The sequence below is a fragment of the Mesorhizobium cantuariense genome (assembly GCF_042647205.1).
In the GTDB taxonomy this organism is placed as follows: Bacteria; Pseudomonadota; Alphaproteobacteria; order Rhizobiales; family Rhizobiaceae; genus Mesorhizobium; species Mesorhizobium cantuariense.
This window is the reverse complement of sequence record NZ_JBHRVD010000001.1, coordinates 999,862-1,017,174: the sequence shown is the minus strand read 5'-3', so window position 1 is coordinate 1,017,174 and position 17,313 is coordinate 999,862. Positions and strand designations below refer to the sequence as shown.

The window sequence follows — 17,313 nt, the reverse complement described above, 5'->3', positions numbered from 1 at the left end:
TCGCCGGGCCATAAAGACTTGAAATGCGTCAGCCCTAAGTCGTAGTGACGACTTGAAGTCGTAGTGACGACTGGAAGTCGTGGTGGCGACCGGGTTACACCCGTCGGGCGATTTTTGTCGGAATGGAAGCATACGGGGCGATATGCCATCATCTTTGATCCGGCGCGGAATATGGATGATCGGCGCTGCCGGGTTCGTCATCGCGCTGGTCGTTGCCGCCCTGCCGCTGATCGCTTCCACCCGTATCGTGCGCGACCGCATCGCCTGGGAAATGAGTGCCTGGAGCGGCTTCCGGGTCGCCATTGAGGGCTCGCCGCGCATCGAGGTCTGGCCGACGTTCCGCGCAATCCTGACCGATGTGACGCTTTCGCAATGGACCGACACCGAGGCGCCGCCGGTCGTCGAGGCAGAACGGGTCGAGGTCGACCTTTCCGCCATGGCGGCCTTGCGCGGCGACGTGGTGTTTTCGACGGCGCGGCTGGTGCGGCCGACGATCCGGGTTCAGCGCACGCCAACCGGCCTCTTTCTGCCCGCCATCCCGACCGGCGGGCGCATCACGCGCTCCATCGACGCGGCGCGCGGCTTGGTCAATGCCAACCCCGCCAAGCCGGACCTCGACAAGCTGCCGGCCGACACCTTCGGCACGGTGGAGTTTCGCGACGGCCGCATGGTGGCGTCCATCGCCGGCAAGGATGTCGAGATCCTGAGCAGTTTGACCGGCCAGGCGAATTGGGCGGCGATGAACAGCAATGCGACGCTGTCGGCAACAGGGATCTGGCGCGGCGAAAGCGTTGCGCTGGACGTCGGCTCGGCGAAACCGCTTGTGCTGTTTGCCGGCGGCACGGCGCCGCTCACGCTGTCCTTCAAGGCACCACCCGCCACCTTCTCGTTCGACGGCACGGCCAGCATGTCCGAGAACGTCTATTTCGACGGCCAGGCGAAATTCTCGGCACCCTCGCTGCGGCGTGTCCTGGAATGGTCGCAGGCCGGCGTCGCTCCGGGCGCTGCGATCGGCTCGGTCAGCATTTCGAGCAAGATCACGGCGACGGGCGGGCGCGTCAAGTTCGACAACACCGCGATTGCGCTGGACAACAATCCGGGAATGGGAGTGCTGGACCTCTCGTTTGGCGAAGCACAACCGGTGATATCCGGCACGCTCGCCTTCGACACGCTCGACCTCAGATCGTTTCTGTCGGCCTTCACGCCGCTGGCGCCGGCCGGAGGGGCGGGACCCGGTGAAATCGACACAAGTTTCGCCGACCGGATCAACCTCGATCTCAGGCTGTCCGCGGCACACGCCACGGCGGGTCCCATCCAGCTCGCCGACGTCGCTGCCACCGCACAGGTCAAGGATGGACTTTCCGTCTTCGATATCTCCGATGCCTCGGCCTTCGGCGGCAACATCCAGAGCAGTCTTCGCTTCGACCGCAAGCCGGAAGGCACGCAGGTCGAGATCCGGCTGCTGGCGTCCGATATCGACGGCGGTGCTTTCGGCACGGCGGCGGGGATGACCCGGCTGGTGCCGGTCGGCACGGGAACCGTCTCGGTAATCCTCAAGGGACCGGGCAGGACCTGGGATTCCATCTTCGACAATGCCGACGGCTCTGTTTCTGCGACCTTCGGACCGGGTGCGTTGAGCAAGCTCAACCTGCCGGCCTTTCTCAAACATACCGAACAAGGCGGCTTCTTCGCGCTCGACGACGTCTCCGACGGAACGCTGCCGATCGACGGCGCCGAGATCAAGGCCACCATTTCGAAGGGCGTGGCACGGATCGACAAGGCCGAAGCCAATTCGGCGAAGTACAAGATCTGGCTGTCGGGGATCGCCTCCTACGCTGGACGCGGACTGGCCCTGTCCGGCGGTATCATTCAGCCGGAGCAGGCGGCAACGCAGACCAATGGCCAGCAAGGCCCCAACCAGTCATCATTCTTCGTCGGCGGGACCTGGAGCACGCCGTTCATTTCCCCGATCAGCCGCGGCGTTTCGGGGGAATAAGCCAAACGCGGCGCGCTCTGTTTTGAGCATGATCTTGTCCGAAAACCGGTTCCCACTTTTCGGGATCATGCTTTTGTTTTGAGCATGATCTTATCCGAAAACCGGTTCCCACTTTTCGGGATCATGCTCAGCCGCGCTGCGCGGCCTGCTCGTCGAGCTGGCGCTGCACCTCACGCCGCTTGTTGGCAAGCGAGGCGATGATGACGCCAATCGCCACGACGGCGATCAGGATGGTGCAGGCGGCGTTGATCTCCGGCGTCACGCCGAGGCGGACCTGGCTGTAGATCTTCATCGGCAGCGTTGTTGCTCCCGGCCCGGAGGTGAAGCTGGCGATCACCAGATCGTCGAGCGACAGAGTGAAGGCCAGCATCCAGCCGGACACGATCGCCGGCATGATGACCGGCAGCGTGATCTGGAAGAAGGTCTTTACCGGCGTTGCGCCAAGATCCATCGCAGCTTCTTCCAGCGAGCGGTCGAAGCTGACCAGGCGCGACTGCACGACCACGGCGACGAAGCACATGGTCAAGGTGATGTGAGCGAGCGTGACGGTCAGGAAGCCGCGGTCGAGACCGACGGCAACGAAGAGCAGCAGCAGCGACAGGCCGGTGATGACTTCCGGCATGACCAGTGGCGCAAAGACCATGCCTGAAAACAGCACCCTGCCCTTGAAGCGCGTGTAACGGGTCAAGGTGAGCGCCGCCAGCGTGCCGAGCACGGTTGCCACCGTGGCCGAAATGACGCCGACGCGAGCCGTGACCCAGGTGGCGTCCATGAGGCCCTGGTTGTGGAACAGCGAGACGTACCATTTTGTCGAGAAACCGCCCCAGACGGTGACCAGTTTCGACTCGTTGAAGGAAAAGACGATGAGCAGCACGATCGGCAAATAAAGAAAGGCAAAGCCAAGCACGATCGAGGTGATGTTGAAGCGGCTCCAGGTGGGGTTCATGCGGTCACCTGTCCATTTCCTGAGCGCGCGCCTGAGCCCGCTGGAAGAGCATGATCGGCACGATCAGCAGCAACAGCAGGATGACGGCAACGGCCGACGACACCGGCCAGTCGCGATTCTGGAAGAACTCGTTCCACAGCGTCTTGCCGATCATCAGCGTCTGCGAGCCACCAAGCAGGTCGGGAATGACGAATTCGCCGACAGCGGGGATGAACACCAGCAGGCAGCCGGCGATGACGCCGGGAAGCGAAAGCGGGAAGGTGATCTTCCAGAAGGCACTGGTCGGCGGGCAGCCAAGATCCTTGGCCGCCTCGATCAGCGAATAGTCCATCTTTTCCAGCGACGAATAGAGCGGCAGCACCATGAACGGCAGGTAGGAATAGACGATGCCGATGAAGATCGCCGTATAGGTGTTGAGGATGACCAGTGGCTGATTGATCACATGCAGCGACAACAGCAACTGGTTGAGCAGGCCCTCGGGCTTGAGGATGCCGATCCAGGCGTAGACCCGGATCAGGAACGACGTCCAGAACGGCAAGATGACCAGCATCAGCAGCGTTGGCCGGATCGTTGCCGGCGCACGCGCCATGCCATAGGCGATGGGATAACCAACCAGCAGCGTCAGCAGGGTCGAGATGCCGGCGACGATCACGCTGGTCACATAGGCGTTGAAGTAGAGGGCATCCTGCGTCAGCCAGGCGTAGTTGTCGAAATTGAGTCCGCCAAGGCCGGCGAAGAATCCGGAGATACCGTCCTTGAAGCCGAGCACCGGCATGTAGGGCGGCATGGCGATCGCCGTCTGCGACAACGAAATCTTGAAGACGATGATGAAGGGAACGAGGAAGAAGAACAGCAGCCAGACATAAGGCACGAGGATGACGAGCCGGCTGACGAAGCCGGCGGCCAGCCGCGCCAGGATCGGCTTTGTCACGGCGGCCGGGGCCGCGCTATCGGCGATGGCGACGTTCGACATGGCCGCCCCCTACCGTGTCAGCACGACGCCGGCATCTGGCCGGAAGGAAACCCAGGCGCGGTCGTTCCACGTCAGCGGATCCTCGGTGATACGGGCCGCGTTCATGGTGCTCGCCCGCACCACCTGCCCGTCGTCCAGCCTGACGTGGTAGACGGTCATGTCGCCGAGATAGGCGATGTCGTAGACCTCGCCCTCGATGGCGTTGACCGCCTCGGCCGGCTTCTTCGACGACACCTTGATCTTTTCCGGCCTGATGGCGAAGGTGACGGCCGTCCCGGCGCTGGCAGTGCCGGCATTGTCGGTGCGGATGGTGATGCCGTTACCGGCATCGATGCTGGCAGCGCCAGCCTCGCCACGCGCGATCTTGCCCTCGAACATGTTCACATTGCCGACGAACCCGGCGACGAAGCGCGACCCCGGCGCCTCGTAGACTTCGGCCGGCGTTGCCACCTGCATCACCTCGCCCTTGTCGATGATGGCGATGCGGTCGGCCATCGTCATCGCCTCTTCCTGGTCATGGGTGACGACGACGAAGGTCAGACCCAGGTTCTGCTGCAGGTCCATCAGTTCGAACTGCGTTTCCTCGCGCAGTTTCTTGTCCAACGCGCCGAGCGGCTCGTCGAGCAGCAGCACCTTCGGCCGCTTGGCGACCGAGCGGGCGAGCGCGACGCGCTGGCGCTGGCCGCCGGACAGTTGATGCGGTTTGCGCTTGGCGAACTGTTCGAGCTTGACCAGCCTGAGCATCTCGGCGACGCGGGACGCGATTTCGGGCTTCGGCATGCCGTCCTGCTTGAGGCCGAAGGCGATGTTGTTCTCGACCGTCATATGCGGGAACAGCGCATAGGACTGGAACATCATGTTGACCGGCCGGCGATAGGGCGGGATGCCGCGCAAATCCTGGCCATCGAGCAGGATGCGGCCGGCTGTCGGTTCCTCGAAGCCGGCGAGCATCCTGAGCAGCGTCGATTTCCCGCAACCAGAGGCGCCAAGCAGAGCGAAGAACTCGCGCTCGAATATGGTCAGCGACAGATTGTTAACGGCGGTGAAGTCACCGAACTTCTTGGTGACATTGTCGAACTGGATGTATGGCTTGGCGTTCGGGTCGTTCCACGGCGCAAAATCCCTGCGGATGCTGCCAAGCGATTTCATGTCCCACTCCGTCCTGATTCTTGCTTCTTGCCCCAGAAAAAATGATCCCGGCAGGTGGCTGCCGGGACCATGTCAGATTGCTTACTGGCCAGTAACGATCTTGGTCCAGGTGCGCGTGATGACGCGCTGGGTCTTGGGATCGTATGGCGAGACAGTGTAGAGCTTCTGCAAAGTGGCGGCGTCCGGGTAGACCGCCGGATCGTCCAGAAGCGCCTTGTCGACGAACTGCTGCGAAGTCTTGTTGCCGTTTGCGTAAAGCACGTAGTTCGACGACTTGGCGATCACCTCGGGCGTCATCATGTAGTTGATGAACTCGAGCGCCTCCGCGACATGCGGCGCATCGGCAGGGATCGCCATCTGGTCGAACCACATCTGAGCGCCTTCCTTCGGCACGGAATAGCCGATCTCGACGCCCTGCTTGGCCTCGACCGCGCGGTTGCGGGCCTGGAAAACGTCACCCGACCAGCCGACCGCCAGGCAGATATCACCGTTGGCGAGCGCGTTGATGTATTCGGAGGAGTGGAACTTTCGGATATAAGGCCGGACCTTGAGCAGGGTCTCTTCGGCCTTGGCGATATCGTCGGGCGATGTGCTGTTCGGGTCGAGGTTGAGATATTTCAACGCCGCCGGGATGATGTCTGCCGGTGAGTCCAGCACGTAGACGCCGCAGTCCTTCAATTTGGCCAGGCTATCGGGATTGAAGAAGACGTCCCAGCTGTCGATCTTGTCGGTGCCAAGTGCTGCCTGCACCTTCTTGATGTTGTAGCCGATGCCAACCGTGCCCCACATGTAGTTGACCGAGTATTCGTTGCTGGGGTCATATTTGGCGGTTCGCTCGGTAACCGTGTCCCACATGTTGGAAATGTTCGGCAGTTTCGACTTGTCGAGCTTCTGGAACACCCCGGCCTGGATCTGGCGCGCAAGGAAATTGCCGCTGGGCACGACGACGTCATAGCCGCTGCCGCCGGCAAGCAGCTTGGTTTCCAGGATTTCGTTGGAATCGAAGGTGTCATAGACGACCTTGATGCCGGTCTTCTTGGTGAAATCGTCAATGATCGAACTGTCGATATAGTCCGACCAGTTGAAGACATTGACGACGCGGTCCTCGGCATGACCGCCGACGGTGAAAAGCGCCAAAAATGCCGAAGTCGCCGAAAGCCAGAACGCTTTGCGGATCATGCTATTCTCCTTTGATGAGTGTTCCTTCGCCGGCTCGTCACGGACCCCGCGCGACCGGGTATTTGTTTCAGACTATTGAGCTTTCCAAGGGGCGACAAGCGCGAACTGCCGATCCCATGCAGGCGGGTCGATGGGGTGGTGGTGCTGTGGCGTCGCCGGGACCTGGGTGGCATACCGGTGCCGTCAAAGGCTTTCGCCGTGGCGCGGGCAGAGATACGACGATATGGTCCGGTCTCGATCTGACCGGCTGGGAGACTTGGCAAGATACGCCTGTCTTGTTGTTGCCGTATTTCCAGCCTGCCCGCGCGGCAGCGACATTGTCAATGGCAAAGCAGCACACCGCTTCAATTAGGCGACGGCACCCCGGTGACCCCGGCGCGTTCAGGCCGCGTCTTGCGCTTGAATTCGAGCCCGATATGGACGAGCAGCGCCGTGACGACCACCGTGCCGCCAATGATGGTGCGTCCCGACGGGACCTCGGAATGGATGAGCCAGACCCATATCGGGCCGAGGATCGGCTCGAACGTGCCGAGCAGCGCCGCGACGGCCGCCGGGATCAGCCGTGCGCCGGTGGCGAAGAACGCAAGACCAATGCCGAGATTGACCACGCCGAAAGCAAAGAGAAAGCCCATGTCACTGACCGATACAGTGAATGTCGATGCCTGCGAGGCGGCAAAGCCCGCCGCAAGCATGGTGCCGAGGCAGGTCGCAGGCGTCATGCGTACGCTGGAAAACCGCCGGGTGATGACGGTGGCGATCGAGAACATGACCGCGATCAACAGCGCCAGCCCGTCGCCTATCGGCGAGACGGTGCCATCAAGCGATTCCGACACCATGATGGCGACGCCGGCGATGACGGCGGCAATCGCCATCCAGGTCGCGACACCAACCCTTTCGCGGAACAACGCCCAGGCAAACAGCGCCGCCAGCAACGGCACGCCGGCCTGCATCAACAGGATGTTGGCGACGGTGGTGTAGGCAAGCGCCACGACGAACGCGGTCGATGCGGTGGCGAAGCAGACCCCGACGGCAAGGCCGGGCAGACCCATGTCGCGGAACAATCTCAGCATGCCGCGCCAGCCGTCGCGCCAGACCATGAAGCAGATCAGAAAGGCGGCTGCCCAGATGGAGCGCCAGAAAATAACCGTCCAGCTGTCGCCGACGGTGATGAAGCGGGCGATGGTGCCGCCGAAACTCCACATCAGCGCCGACAGGAAGACCAACAGCATGCCTACGCGCTCCTCGCGCGGCGAGACCGCTGGAGATACGACGATCGGCGATGATGCGGTGTCGGTCATGGGCGCGACTGTCGGGCTTTTGTGGACGGGACGATGCGCAAGGGACGACGAAAAGATGCTCTGTTCGCGTAACGCAAAGACGCAGGCCGGAAGTGAGCCAGCGGCCGGCGACAATTATGGCACCTTGCTTCGGCGTTACTGAAAATCGAAAGCGCTCAAGCCCGTCACCATCTCGTCGAGGCCGAGCGGACGCGTCACCGGCGGTTCGGCGCGCGCCAGACAGCCGACGCGTTCGCAAAGCCGGCAGGCAGGCCCGACCGGCGTCGCCGCGACGGTGCCTGCCCCGGCCTTTGCGGAGGCAACCGCGCCGGGCAGTGCTGCGCCGTAGATGATGTCGTCACGAAAGCCGATATCGCAAGCCAGCAGCAGTGCCGTGCGGCGCGGGCGTTCCGAGAACGCGCCTTGCGGCCCTTCCAGTGTGCGAGCGATGCACAGGAATTCGGCGCCGTCGGGCATTTCCACCGCCTCGACGAAGATCTGGCCGGGCTGCGTGAAGGCGACATGCACGGGCAATTTGGGACAGCCGCCGCCGAAGCGGCTTTGGGGAAAGCCCTGGCTGCCGGCCTTGCGGAAGCGGTTGCCGGCATTGTCGACCTCCAGCATGAAAAACGGCACGCCCGAGGCACCCTGCCGCTGCAGCATGGTCAGCCGGTTCGCCGCCTGTTCGAAGGAGACCCCGAAGCGCGAGCGCAAGACATCGATGTCGTAGCGCGCCCGCACCGCAGCCGCGTGAAAAGCCTGGTAGGGCATCATCAGCGCATGCGCCGCATAGCGGCCGAGTTCGAAGCGGGCCAGCCGGCGTGCCTCGTCGGTGGTGAGCTTGATCGCCTGGATCTCGCCGGCGACCGCGACCGTCATGCGGATCAGACAGGCCTCCATCGCGACTTCGCGCAGTTGATCGAACGGCGACAGGCGTTCGGACAGGAACAGGCGCTGCGAGTGGCGATCGTAACGGCGGCGCCAGTTCGGCATGGTGGCGACCGGCAGCACCTTGACCACGATGCCGTATTCGCGCTTCAGCCAGGCCTTCAGCGCACCGAACAGATCGTCGCCGGGATCAAGCACCGAGGTGAACGTCGCGGCCTCCTCCTCGAGGGCTGCGAAATGGTTCGGCCGGCGCTCGAAAATCTCGTGCACTTCGTCGATCGGCAGGCGGGCACCGGAGAGCGCGGTCGCGCGACCTTCGCGTGCCAAAAGCTCGTTGAGGTCGGACAGGCGCTCGGCCTGCTCGCGATAGGCTCGGAACAGCTTTATCACCGCCGCGGACGCGTTGGGCGCTGCCTCGGCAAGCTCGATCAGCTCCTGATCTCCCGGCAACTCGCCGATCAGCAGAGGGTCGGTGAACACTTCCTTCAAGGCGGCGACAGACCCCCTTGCCTCGCCTTGCAGTTCGTGCGGATCGACCTTGTAGACGGACGCCAGCTTGAGGATCAGCTGCACCGTCAGCGGCCGCTGGTTGCGCTCGATCAGGTTGAGATAGGACGGCGAGATACCGAGGCCCTCGGCCATCGCCGTCTGGGTCAGGCCCTTGGCGTTGCGGATGCGGCGGATGCGTGGCCCGGCAAATATTTTCTGGTCAGCCATCGACTGTCCTTGACAGGAATTTACACAAACTTGGCGGCAATCTTGCTGCGTTTGCCTTTTACAATCATGACAAATTTACAGCGCGCCCCTGTCAAACGCAATACAGGTTTTCCCTTATATCTCGGCGATTTCCTTGATTCCTCTGGTTCATTTTGCGCCGCAATGTAAATTCAGTCACATTCCGCGCACTGATGATTGGTGCCTGGACACAGCGCAGAAATCCTTCGGAGTGACCAATGACTGATTTTTACAACCTCGTCCCATCGGCGCCGGAAGGTCGCTTCGACGGTATCGAACGGCCCTATTCTGCGGAGGATGTGAAGCGGCTGCGCGGTTCGGTGCAGATCCGCCAGAGCCTCGCCGAAATGGGCGCCAACCGGCTGTGGAAGCTCATCCACGAGGAGGACTTCGTCAACGCGCTCGGCGCCATGTCCGGCAACCAGGCGATGCAGCAGGTGCGCGCCGGATTGAAGGCGATCTACCTGTCTGGCTGGCAGGTTGCCGCCGACGCCAACACGGCTGGCGCGATGTATCCGGACCAGTCGCTCTATCCGGCCAATGCGGCGCCCGAATTGGTCAAGCGCATCAACCGCACGCTACAGCGCGCCGACCAGATCGAGACCTCCGAAGGCAACGGGCCTTCGGTCGAGACCTGGTTCGCGCCGATCGTCGCCGACGCGGAAGCCGGTTTCGGCGGACCGCTCAACGCCTTCGAAATCATGAAGGCCTTCATCGAGGCGGGTGCCGCCGGCGTCCACTATGAGGACCAGTTGGCGTCGGAAAAGAAATGCGGCCATCTCGGCGGCAAGGTGCTGATCCCGACCGCGGCGCACATCCGCAACCTCAACGCCGCGCGCCTGGCGGCAGACGTGATGGGCACGCCGACCCTGGTCGTCGCGCGCACCGACGCGGAAGCCGCCAAGCTGCTCACCTCCGACATCGACGAACGCGACCAGCCCTTCGTCGACTATAGCGCCGGGCGCACGGTGGAGGGCTTCTATCACGTCAGGAACGGCATCGAGCCTTGCATCGCCCGCGCCATCGCCTATGCGCCTTACGCGGATCTGATCTGGTGCGAGACTTCGAAGCCGGACCTGGCGCAGGCCAGGAAATTCGCCGAGGGCGTGCGCAAGCATCATCCCGACAAGCTGCTCGCCTACAATTGCTCGCCATCGTTCAACTGGAAGAAGAACCTCGACGACGCGACGATCGCCAGGTTCCAGAAGGAGCTCGGCGCCATGGGCTACAAGTTCCAGTTCATCACGCTCGCCGGTTTCCACCAGCTCAACTACGGCATGTTCGAACTGGCTCGCGGCTACAAGGCACGGCAGATGGCGGCCTATTCCGAGTTGCAGGAGGCGGAGTTCGCAGCCGAGGCCAATGGCTACACCGCGACCAAGCACCAGCGCGAGGTCGGCACCGGCTATTTCGACGCCGTGTCGATGGCGATCACCGGCGGCCAGTCGTCCACCACCGCCATGCATGAATCGACCGAGCACGCACAGTTCAAACCTGCCGCGGAATAGCGGACCACAGAAATACAGAGGAAACGCCCAACAGGGCTTGGAACACCAGGAGAAGACCAATGGCATCGATAAGCCGTGTCAAGGAACGTGCAGAGGAACAGTCCACGACGATGAGCGTCGACCAGCAAGCGACGATCCGCATGCTGGCCAACGACCTGCACCGTCTCAACCAGTCGGTGATGAAGGCGGTCGAGGCAGGCGTCTCGGTGGAGCTCGTGCGCTCGGCACGCCATCACGGCGGCGACGGCAACTGGGGCGATCTGCTGATCCCGGTGATCGTCACGCAGCAGAGCCACGGCTGACCGGATCCGCGCAACCGGCCTCTCACCTGCGCGGCTTCTGCGCAGGTGAATTTTTTTTTATGAAAAGTACGTGTGGACAGTTCAGTACAGTAGCGTTGCTTGAAATTCACTGCTCCCAAGGATGATTTCGGGTCTTTTATTTCAACTTGACATGGGCCACGATCTCACGCCAATTGCACCCCAGATTCAACTCTGCATTGAAATAGGGGCGAGCTTCTTGGTCGACTTGTGTGCCCAGTGAATCGTGAAGGCGAGACTCCAAGACATCTGAATTGGGTGACCCGTGACGCAAGCACCGAGGTGATCCATGATCCGTCGCAGGTGCTTGTCGTCGGCAAATCGCCAATCAATCGCGTGGTGATTTCGAAGATTGTCGAGCGATCCGGGCTCAAGCCGATCTCGGAATCTCCCGACACGGCGGCAAGGATCTTGCGGTCCCTCATTCCCGGTGCGGTTGTCCTTGATGGCGGCGCCGACAACAAGGACTGCGACAATCTGATGTCCAGCATCGACGCGTTGCGGCGGGCCTCGGGCAAATCGCTGCCACCGGTGATCCTGCTTTCAACCAGGAATGGCACGACGGAAAGCCTGGGCCTGTCCAGCATCATCGATGTGGTGGTCGCCAAGCCGATCACGCCCGAACGATTGCAACCGGTGATCGATCGCCTGATCGGCCGCTAGAGCAATTCCAGGAGAGTATGTAGCGGGTTCCTGTCCGAATAAACAAAGCAAACAGCTGAGCCCTGCCATCAGCCTGCGTTCACGATGCTTTCGACCAGTCCGGGCAGTTGTCCGAGATCGGATATCTGGCGGAACCTCGATTCGGCCACCGGGGCCTCGACATGCTCCAACACCCAGGTCAGTTCATGCGGCACATGGACACCCCAACCGCCGGCCTCGATGGCCGGCACCACGTCCGACTTCAGCGAGTTGCCGACCATCATGCTTTTTGCCGGACCATCGCCGTGCCGGCTGAAGAGTCTGCTATAGGTGGCCGCGTTCTTGTCGCTGACGATCTCGACCGCGTCGAACAGGTCGCCCAGGCCTGACCCGGCCAGCTTGCGCTCCTGGTCGAAAAGGTCGCCCTTGGTGATCAGCACAAGGCGGAATGCGCCGGCAAGCTTCTCGACAGTCTCGCGCGCATGCGGCAGGGTCTCGATCGGATGGCTCAGCATCTCGCGGCCGGCATCGAGAATCTCCGATATGACCGAGGCCGGCACGCGCCCTTTGGTGACCTCGATCGCCGTTTCGATCATCGACAGGGTAAATCCCTTGATGCCGAAGCCATAGACGGCAAGGTTGCGCCTTTCGGCCTCCAGCAATCGTGCCGAGATGTGCTCCGCTTCGCCATGATCGGCAAGCATGGCGGCAAAGCGCTGCTCCGTCAGGCGGAAGAACTGCTCGTTCTGCCACAGCGTGTCGTCGGCGTCGAAGCCGATCGTCGTCAGTTTGCCGTCGTGCCGCATGCAATTTCTCGATTAAGATTGGGGTCTCGATTGGGATTGGGACGCCCGAAACTAAGCCGATTGGCGTGATTTTCAACCGCGCCGGCCAATGCCCGATGCGGCTCCCCTTCCCTTCCATAGGGGCGCACGGCTATACTCCACAATCCGCAACCCAATCTGGTGAATGATGCCGCCTGCAAAAAAGGAAGTCCGTCCGTCGAGCCGCGGAGGACGCGCCCGCACGCCTGCCTTCGTGAAAAATCAACGGGGCGTCAAGAACTGGAAGGAAGTCAGCGCCTGGCTGGAGTGGCGCGGCATCGAGGACATCGAGTGCATCACGCCCGATCAGGCCGGCGTCGCGCGTGGCAAGATGATGCCATCGAAGAAATTCACCTCCAACACCTCGCTGGCACTGCCATCGGCTGTCTTCATGACGACCATTTCCGGCGGCTACCCCGAGGATGGCAACGGCTTCCATTACCCGGAAGACGACGGCGACCTCAAACTGATGCCGGACCTGTCGACGCTGACGGTGGTGCCCTGGGAAGAAGACCCGACGGCCGCGGTCATCTGCGATCTCGTCCACCAGGACGGACGCTCGGTCGAGTTCACGCCGCGCAACGTGTTGAAACGTGTGGTCGCCGCCTATGACAAGCTCGGCCTGAAGCCGGTGGTGGCGCCCGAGATCGAGTTCTATCTGGTGCGCAAGAACCCCGATCCGGACTATCCGCTGACCCCGCCTGTCGGCCGGTCGGGGCGCGCGATCGGCGGCGGCGCCGGCTATTCGATCGCCGGCGTCAACGAATTCGACGAACTGATCGACGACATCTATCATTTCTCCGAAAGCCAGGGCCTGGAGATCGATACGCTGATCCACGAGGAAGGTGCCGGCCAGTTGGAGATCAATCTGCGCCATGGCGACCCGATCGAACTGGCCGACCAGGTGTTCATGTTCAAGCGCACCATTCGCGAGGCAGCACTCAAGCACGAGATCTATGCCACCTTCATGGCCAAGCCCATCCAGGGGCAACCCGGCTCCGCCATGCACATCCATCAGTCGATCATCGACAAGAAGACCGGACAGAACATCTTTTCGGCCGAGGACGGCTCGGAAACCGAAGCCTTTTTCCATTTCATCGGCGGCATGCAGAAGCATGTGCCGAACGCACTCGTGATGTTCGCGCCCTATGTCAATTCCTACCGCCGGCTGACGCAGGCGGCGTCGGCGCCGGTCAACAACAAATGGGGCTATGACAACCGCACCACGGCGTTTCGTGTGCCGCGCTCCGATCCGGCGGCGCGGCGCGTCGAAAACCGCATCCCGTCCTCCGATGCCAACCCCTATCTGGCGCTGGCGGCATCGCTTGCCTGCGGGTTGATCGGCATCACCAACAAGATCAAGGCCGAGCCTCCCGTCCTGACCACAGCCAACGCCGACGAGATCGACCTGCCGCGTGGCCTGCTCGAAGCCGTCGACCTGTTCGAGGGCGACGAGGAACTCTGCGCGCATCTGGGCAAGTCCTTCGCCGCGACCTATGCGGCGATCAAGCGGGCGGAATTCGAGACGTTCATGGAAGTGATTAGTCCTTGGGAGCGGGAGTATTTGTTGCTGAATGTGTAGGGGAGTAGCGAATAGCGAATAGCGAATAGCGAATAGCGAATAGCGAATAGAAGCAATATCGGCCGCTTTCCCTATTCGCTACTCCCTACTCGCTATTCGCTTTCACCCCCTCCCAAATCTCCGAGTCTTCACCGCATCATGCCCTACCAATCCCCGATTTCCCCCGGCCGTTCCTGGTATGAAGACACGGCGGGACCGAGGCCCGAATATCCCGCACTTGATGGCGACCGGACATGCGATGTCGTCATCATCGGTGGCGGCTTTACCGGCCTGTCGGCGGCAGCGCATCTGGCCAAGGCAGGCGCCAATGTCGTTTTGATCGAGGCGTACCGCTTCGGCGATGGCGCCTCTGGGCGTAATGGTGGTCAACTTGGCACCGGCCAGCGTGCCTGGGCAGAGGATTTGGAAGCCGAGTATGGCCTCTCCCGCGCCAAGGCGCTGTTCGATCTTGCCGAAGAGGCGAAGACGCATCTCCTCGAATTCACTGCTGCCAACCAGATCGATATCGACTATATGCCGGGCCAGCTCTCGGTGGCGCACAAGCAGCGCTATGTCGACGACTACAAGGCGCATGCCGAGATCATGGCGAGCCGTTTTTCCTACCCGCATATCTCGTTCATGGATGCCAGGGAGACGGCGGAGCGGCTGGGATCAACCGCCTATTTCGGCGGCACGCGCGACACCGGCACTGGCCACATCCATCCGATGAAACTGGTGATCGGCACGGCGCGGTTGGCAGCACTGGCCGGCGCGCAGCTGTTCGAGGGAACGCCATCGACCGGCATCATTTCCAGTGGCGGCAAGGTCAAGGTTTCGACACCGAGAGGCACGGTGACGGCGCAGAAATGCCTGATCGCGGTCAATGCCTATGGCGGCACGCTCGAGCCGGTGAGTGCAGCGCACATCATGCCGATCGGTTCCTTCATCGGCGCGACCGTTCCCCTGGGAGCGGACTCAGACGTGCTGCCCGGCGGCGAGGCGGTCGACGATTCCCGCTTCGTCGTGCGCTATTTCCGCAGATCGAAGGACGGGCGGCTGCTGTTTGGCGGACGCGAGGTTTATGGCGTCAACGATCCGAAGGATATCCACATCCACATCCGCCGCCAGATCGCCGAACTCTATCCGGCGCTCAGGGATGTCGAGATCACGCATGGCTGGGGCGGCTATGTCGGCATCACGGTGCCGAGAAAACCGTTCGTGCGCGAAGTGATGCCCAATGTGATCTCGGTCGGCGGCTATTCCGGCCACGGCGTCATGCTGTCCAACTTCTTCGGCAAGCTCTATGCCGAAACCGTTGCCGGCAACCGCGACCGGCTGAAGCTGATCGAGGATCTGAAAATCCCGCCGTTCCCTGGCGGCCGGCGCTTCCGCACGCCGCTGCTGTTCCTGGCGCTCAACTGGTTTGCGCTGCGGGACAGAATCTAGGGCCTGTTCCGTCCCGATGGAATCAGGATCGGATTCCATCGGTTGGTTTGAGCATGATCTCTCTTTTGGCATGATCTCTGGCGATGCCATTTTTCGGGATTGCGCTTCAGGCTGGACAGGATCGCTCCGAATTCATGTAATATTGCTGTAATATTTGTTGCCGTAGCGACACATTGCAGAATCCCCGGCAAAGGTGCAGAATCGGCCGGGAAGGCGTAGTGATGCCACAATCCCCGGCAAAAGATGCCGGTTGTGGGTGACTGACGGGGAATTCTGCGGGCTAGCCCGCTTTGGTTTCTTGGGACCGATGCAGATTTGGCGCCAGCTTCTTGGCATTCGATCGAAAGAACATCGGCCCGCTTATGGAGGTGGCAAGAGTGAGAGAGCCCTTCAGTTTCGGTACGCCGGAACGTCGGCGCTTTGCCATGCAGTTCGGATACGATATGCGGCCGTCCTTCTGGCAGGAAGTCCGTTCGAACTCGCATCTGGTGATCGCCGCGATCGGCACCGCCGCACTGCTTGGCGTCGCCGCCGTGGCGCTATGGCTGGCATTGCCGGCCAGTGACAGGCAAGCGGCAGCAAGCCCCGAGCAGACCATTCCAACCATTCCGGTGAAGACAACTAAAATCGCGCCGGTAGGAGCAGCGGTGGCTGCGGCAGCCGTGCCGCAGGCGCGCAAGTCCGACGCGGTTTCGCCGACCGTCGCGGCCGCGGAAGCCAACATCCCTGCACTCGCGGCCAACGATCCGCGCTGGACCGGTTCGCAGCCGAAGGCTGCACCCGCTTCCGACGCGCCTGCTCGCAGCCAGGTGGCGAACCAGGCTGAACAGGCGCCGGACAAGCCGGCGGCGGCATTCGCGCAGCCGGCAGCCGATACCGATGCTTCCGCCGAACTTGCCAAGGTTGCCGCGCCCACGGCGGGCAGCCATCCCGACGGCGCACAAACCGCAGCCATCCCCGCGGTGCAGCCGCAAGTGCCGGAGCAGCAGCCCGCGGCGGCAGAAGGCGACGACAGCCAGGCTCTTAGATACAGCGGCCGCCGTCGACCTCCAGCGCCACACCGGTGATGAAGGCGGCTTCGTCCGAGGCCAGCCAGAGTGCGGCGTTGGCGATGTCGAGTGGGGTCGAAAGCCGGCCGAGCGGGATCGATGCCCGGAACTTCTCGCGGATTTCTGGCGTGTCGGCGCCCATGAATTTCTCCAGCATGCCGGTCTCGCCGGCAACCGGGCAGAGGCAGTTGACGCGGATGTTCTTCGGCGCCAGTTCCACCGCCATCGACTTGGTGGCGGTGATCACCCAGCCTTTCGACGCATTGTACCAGGTGAGGCCGGGCCGCGGCCGCAGACCTGCGGTGGAGGCCGTGTTCAGGATGACGCCGCCACCTTGCCGCTCCATGATCGGCACCACGGCAAGTGCCGCGTGATAGATCGCCTTCATGTTGACTGATGTGATCAGGTCGAAGGTTTCCTCGTCGACATCGAGCATGTCGCCGTTGCGATGAGTGTAACCGGCATTGTTGACCATGATGTCGATGCAGCCGAAGGCGCTTTTGGCGGCATAGACCATCTCATCGAATTCGGAGCGCAGCGAAACATCCGTCTGGGTCCAGATCGCCGCTTCACCGATCTCGCCGGCGACGCGTTCCGCGCCCTTGGCATTGAGATCGGCGACAACGATCTTGGCGCCCTCCTCGGCAAAGCGCCTGGCGATGCCCTCGCCAAAGCCCGACGCAGCACCGGTGATGACGGCAACCTTGTTTTCCAGACGCATGTTTTTTCCGCTCATGATTGGTGACGATCAACCGGCGCGCCATTGGCGCTCATCCGCGCAAAGCAACGGCTTCTGACCGGATTGGTCGAAAGATGTGCG

Annotated in this window: 15 protein-coding genes; 7 read left to right on the top strand and 8 right to left on the bottom strand. The window is 62.2% G+C overall.

The genetic code is table 11. From position 1 onward, the window contains the following. The first annotated feature begins 142 nt into the window (after window positions 1-142). Window positions 143-1,996: an AsmA family protein gene (locus ACFOJ9_RS04770; protein WP_378977177.1), complete on the top strand. Its 1,854-nt coding sequence runs from the start codon at window positions 143-145 to the stop codon at window positions 1,994-1,996. Window positions 1,997-2,123: 127 nt separating this feature from the next. Here ACFOJ9_RS04770 and ACFOJ9_RS04765 read toward each other — a convergent pair whose 3' ends face one another. From ACFOJ9_RS04765 to ACFOJ9_RS04740, 6 genes are all read right to left on the bottom strand, one after another. Continuing rightward, a complete protein-coding gene (locus tag ACFOJ9_RS04765) occupies window positions 2,124-2,942 on the bottom strand; it encodes an ABC transporter permease (protein WP_378977175.1) in 819 nt (272 codons plus the stop codon). 4 nt (window positions 2,943-2,946) lie between these two features. Next, on the bottom strand, window positions 2,947-3,915 hold the full coding sequence (locus ACFOJ9_RS04760) for an ABC transporter permease subunit (RefSeq protein ID WP_378977173.1): 969 nt from the start codon (window positions 3,913-3,915) through the stop codon (window positions 2,947-2,949). A gap of 9 nt (window positions 3,916-3,924) precedes the next feature. Next, window positions 3,925-5,064, bottom strand: a complete 1,140-nt coding sequence (locus ACFOJ9_RS04755; RefSeq protein WP_378977171.1) for an ABC transporter ATP-binding protein — start codon at window positions 5,062-5,064, stop codon at window positions 3,925-3,927. A gap of 81 nt (window positions 5,065-5,145) precedes the next feature. Further along, on the bottom strand, window positions 5,146-6,243 hold the full coding sequence (locus tag ACFOJ9_RS04750; RefSeq protein ID WP_378977169.1) for a polyamine ABC transporter substrate-binding protein: 1,098 nt from the start codon (window positions 6,241-6,243) through the stop codon (window positions 5,146-5,148). Window positions 6,244-6,587: 344 nt separating this feature from the next. Continuing rightward, window positions 6,588-7,541 carry a DMT family transporter gene (locus ACFOJ9_RS04745; protein ID WP_378977167.1) on the bottom strand — a complete coding sequence of 318 codons (954 nt, stop codon included), beginning with the start codon at window positions 7,539-7,541 and terminating at the stop codon, window positions 6,588-6,590. 135 nt (window positions 7,542-7,676) lie between these two features. Next, entirely contained in the window at window positions 7,677-9,125 is a 1,449-nt protein-coding gene (locus tag ACFOJ9_RS04740; RefSeq protein ID WP_378977165.1) for a helix-turn-helix domain-containing protein, read from the bottom strand. Between the two features lie 236 nt (window positions 9,126-9,361). On the opposite strand from ACFOJ9_RS04740, the gene aceA reads away from it, so the two are divergent. From aceA to ACFOJ9_RS04725, 3 genes are all read left to right on the top strand, one after another. Further along, window positions 9,362-10,651, top strand: coding sequence for an isocitrate lyase (aceA, locus tag ACFOJ9_RS04735; RefSeq protein ID WP_378977163.1), 1,290 nt, complete (start codon window positions 9,362-9,364; stop codon window positions 10,649-10,651). Between the two features lie 59 nt (window positions 10,652-10,710). Beyond that, a complete protein-coding gene (locus tag ACFOJ9_RS04730) occupies window positions 10,711-10,953 on the top strand; it encodes an SMc00767 family acetate metabolism repressor (RefSeq protein ID WP_006202762.1) in 243 nt (80 codons plus the stop codon). 276 nt (window positions 10,954-11,229) lie between these two features. Next, window positions 11,230-11,634 (top strand): response regulator, encoded by a 405-nt coding sequence (locus ACFOJ9_RS04725; RefSeq protein WP_378977160.1) that lies wholly within the window; start codon window positions 11,230-11,232, stop codon window positions 11,632-11,634. Window positions 11,635-11,702: 68 nt separating this feature from the next. Here ACFOJ9_RS04725 and ACFOJ9_RS04720 read toward each other — a convergent pair whose 3' ends face one another. Next, a complete protein-coding gene (locus tag ACFOJ9_RS04720) occupies window positions 11,703-12,419 on the bottom strand; it encodes an HAD family hydrolase (RefSeq protein ID WP_378977158.1) in 717 nt (238 codons plus the stop codon). Between the two features lie 163 nt (window positions 12,420-12,582). On the opposite strand from ACFOJ9_RS04720, the gene ACFOJ9_RS04715 reads away from it, so the two are divergent. From ACFOJ9_RS04715 to ACFOJ9_RS04705, 3 genes are all read left to right on the top strand, one after another. Continuing rightward, the gene (locus ACFOJ9_RS04715) at window positions 12,583-14,019 is read left to right on the top strand and encodes a glutamine synthetase family protein (protein ID WP_164548587.1); all 1,437 of its coding nucleotides are present in this window, start codon (window positions 12,583-12,585) and stop codon (window positions 14,017-14,019) included. Between the two features lie 138 nt (window positions 14,020-14,157). Continuing rightward, window positions 14,158-15,444 carry an NAD(P)/FAD-dependent oxidoreductase gene (locus tag ACFOJ9_RS04710; RefSeq protein ID WP_378977156.1) on the top strand — a complete coding sequence of 429 codons (1,287 nt, stop codon included), beginning with the start codon at window positions 14,158-14,160 and terminating at the stop codon, window positions 15,442-15,444. Window positions 15,445-15,821: 377 nt separating this feature from the next. Beyond that, on the top strand, window positions 15,822-16,511 hold the full coding sequence (locus tag ACFOJ9_RS04705) for an SH3 domain-containing protein (RefSeq protein ID WP_378977154.1): 690 nt from the start codon (window positions 15,822-15,824) through the stop codon (window positions 16,509-16,511). Here the strand turns inward: ACFOJ9_RS04705 and ACFOJ9_RS04700 are convergent. Next, the gene (locus tag ACFOJ9_RS04700) at window positions 16,468-17,214 is read right to left on the bottom strand and encodes an SDR family oxidoreductase (protein WP_378977152.1); all 747 of its coding nucleotides are present in this window, start codon (window positions 17,212-17,214) and stop codon (window positions 16,468-16,470) included. The two genes, ACFOJ9_RS04705 and ACFOJ9_RS04700, sit on opposite strands and share 44 nt — an antisense overlap. Between the last annotated feature and the right edge of the window lie 99 nt (window positions 17,215-17,313).

What these genes read in the sequence shown, in the direction of transcription:
- ACFOJ9_RS04770 (WP_378977177.1), top strand. Translation starts at nt 143, where the DNA reads ATGCCATCATCTTTGATCCGGCGCGGAATATGGATGATCGGCGCTGCC.
- ACFOJ9_RS04765 (WP_378977175.1), bottom strand. Translation starts at nt 2,942, where the DNA reads ATGAACCCCACCTGGAGCCGCTTCAACATCACCTCGATCGTGCTTGGC.
- ACFOJ9_RS04760 (WP_378977173.1), bottom strand. Translation starts at nt 3,915, where the DNA reads ATGTCGAACGTCGCCATCGCCGATAGCGCGGCCCCGGCCGCCGTGACA.
- ACFOJ9_RS04755 (WP_378977171.1), bottom strand. Translation starts at nt 5,064, where the DNA reads ATGAAATCGCTTGGCAGCATCCGCAGGGATTTTGCGCCGTGGAACGAC.
- ACFOJ9_RS04750 (WP_378977169.1), bottom strand. Translation starts at nt 6,243, where the DNA reads ATGATCCGCAAAGCGTTCTGGCTTTCGGCGACTTCGGCATTTTTGGCG.
- ACFOJ9_RS04745 (WP_378977167.1), bottom strand. Translation starts at nt 7,541, where the DNA reads ATGACCGACACCGCATCATCGCCGATCGTCGTATCTCCAGCGGTCTCG.
- ACFOJ9_RS04740 (WP_378977165.1), bottom strand. Translation starts at nt 9,125, where the DNA reads ATGGCTGACCAGAAAATATTTGCCGGGCCACGCATCCGCCGCATCCGC.
- aceA (WP_378977163.1), top strand. Translation starts at nt 9,362, where the DNA reads ATGACTGATTTTTACAACCTCGTCCCATCGGCGCCGGAAGGTCGCTTC.
- ACFOJ9_RS04730 (WP_006202762.1), top strand. Translation starts at nt 10,711, where the DNA reads ATGGCATCGATAAGCCGTGTCAAGGAACGTGCAGAGGAACAGTCCACG.
- ACFOJ9_RS04720 (WP_378977158.1), bottom strand. Translation starts at nt 12,419, where the DNA reads ATGCGGCACGACGGCAAACTGACGACGATCGGCTTCGACGCCGACGAC.
- ACFOJ9_RS04715 (WP_164548587.1), top strand. Translation starts at nt 12,583, where the DNA reads ATGATGCCGCCTGCAAAAAAGGAAGTCCGTCCGTCGAGCCGCGGAGGA.
- ACFOJ9_RS04710 (WP_378977156.1), top strand. Translation starts at nt 14,158, where the DNA reads ATGCCCTACCAATCCCCGATTTCCCCCGGCCGTTCCTGGTATGAAGAC.
- ACFOJ9_RS04700 (WP_378977152.1), bottom strand. Translation starts at nt 17,214, where the DNA reads ATGCGTCTGGAAAACAAGGTTGCCGTCATCACCGGTGCTGCGTCGGGC.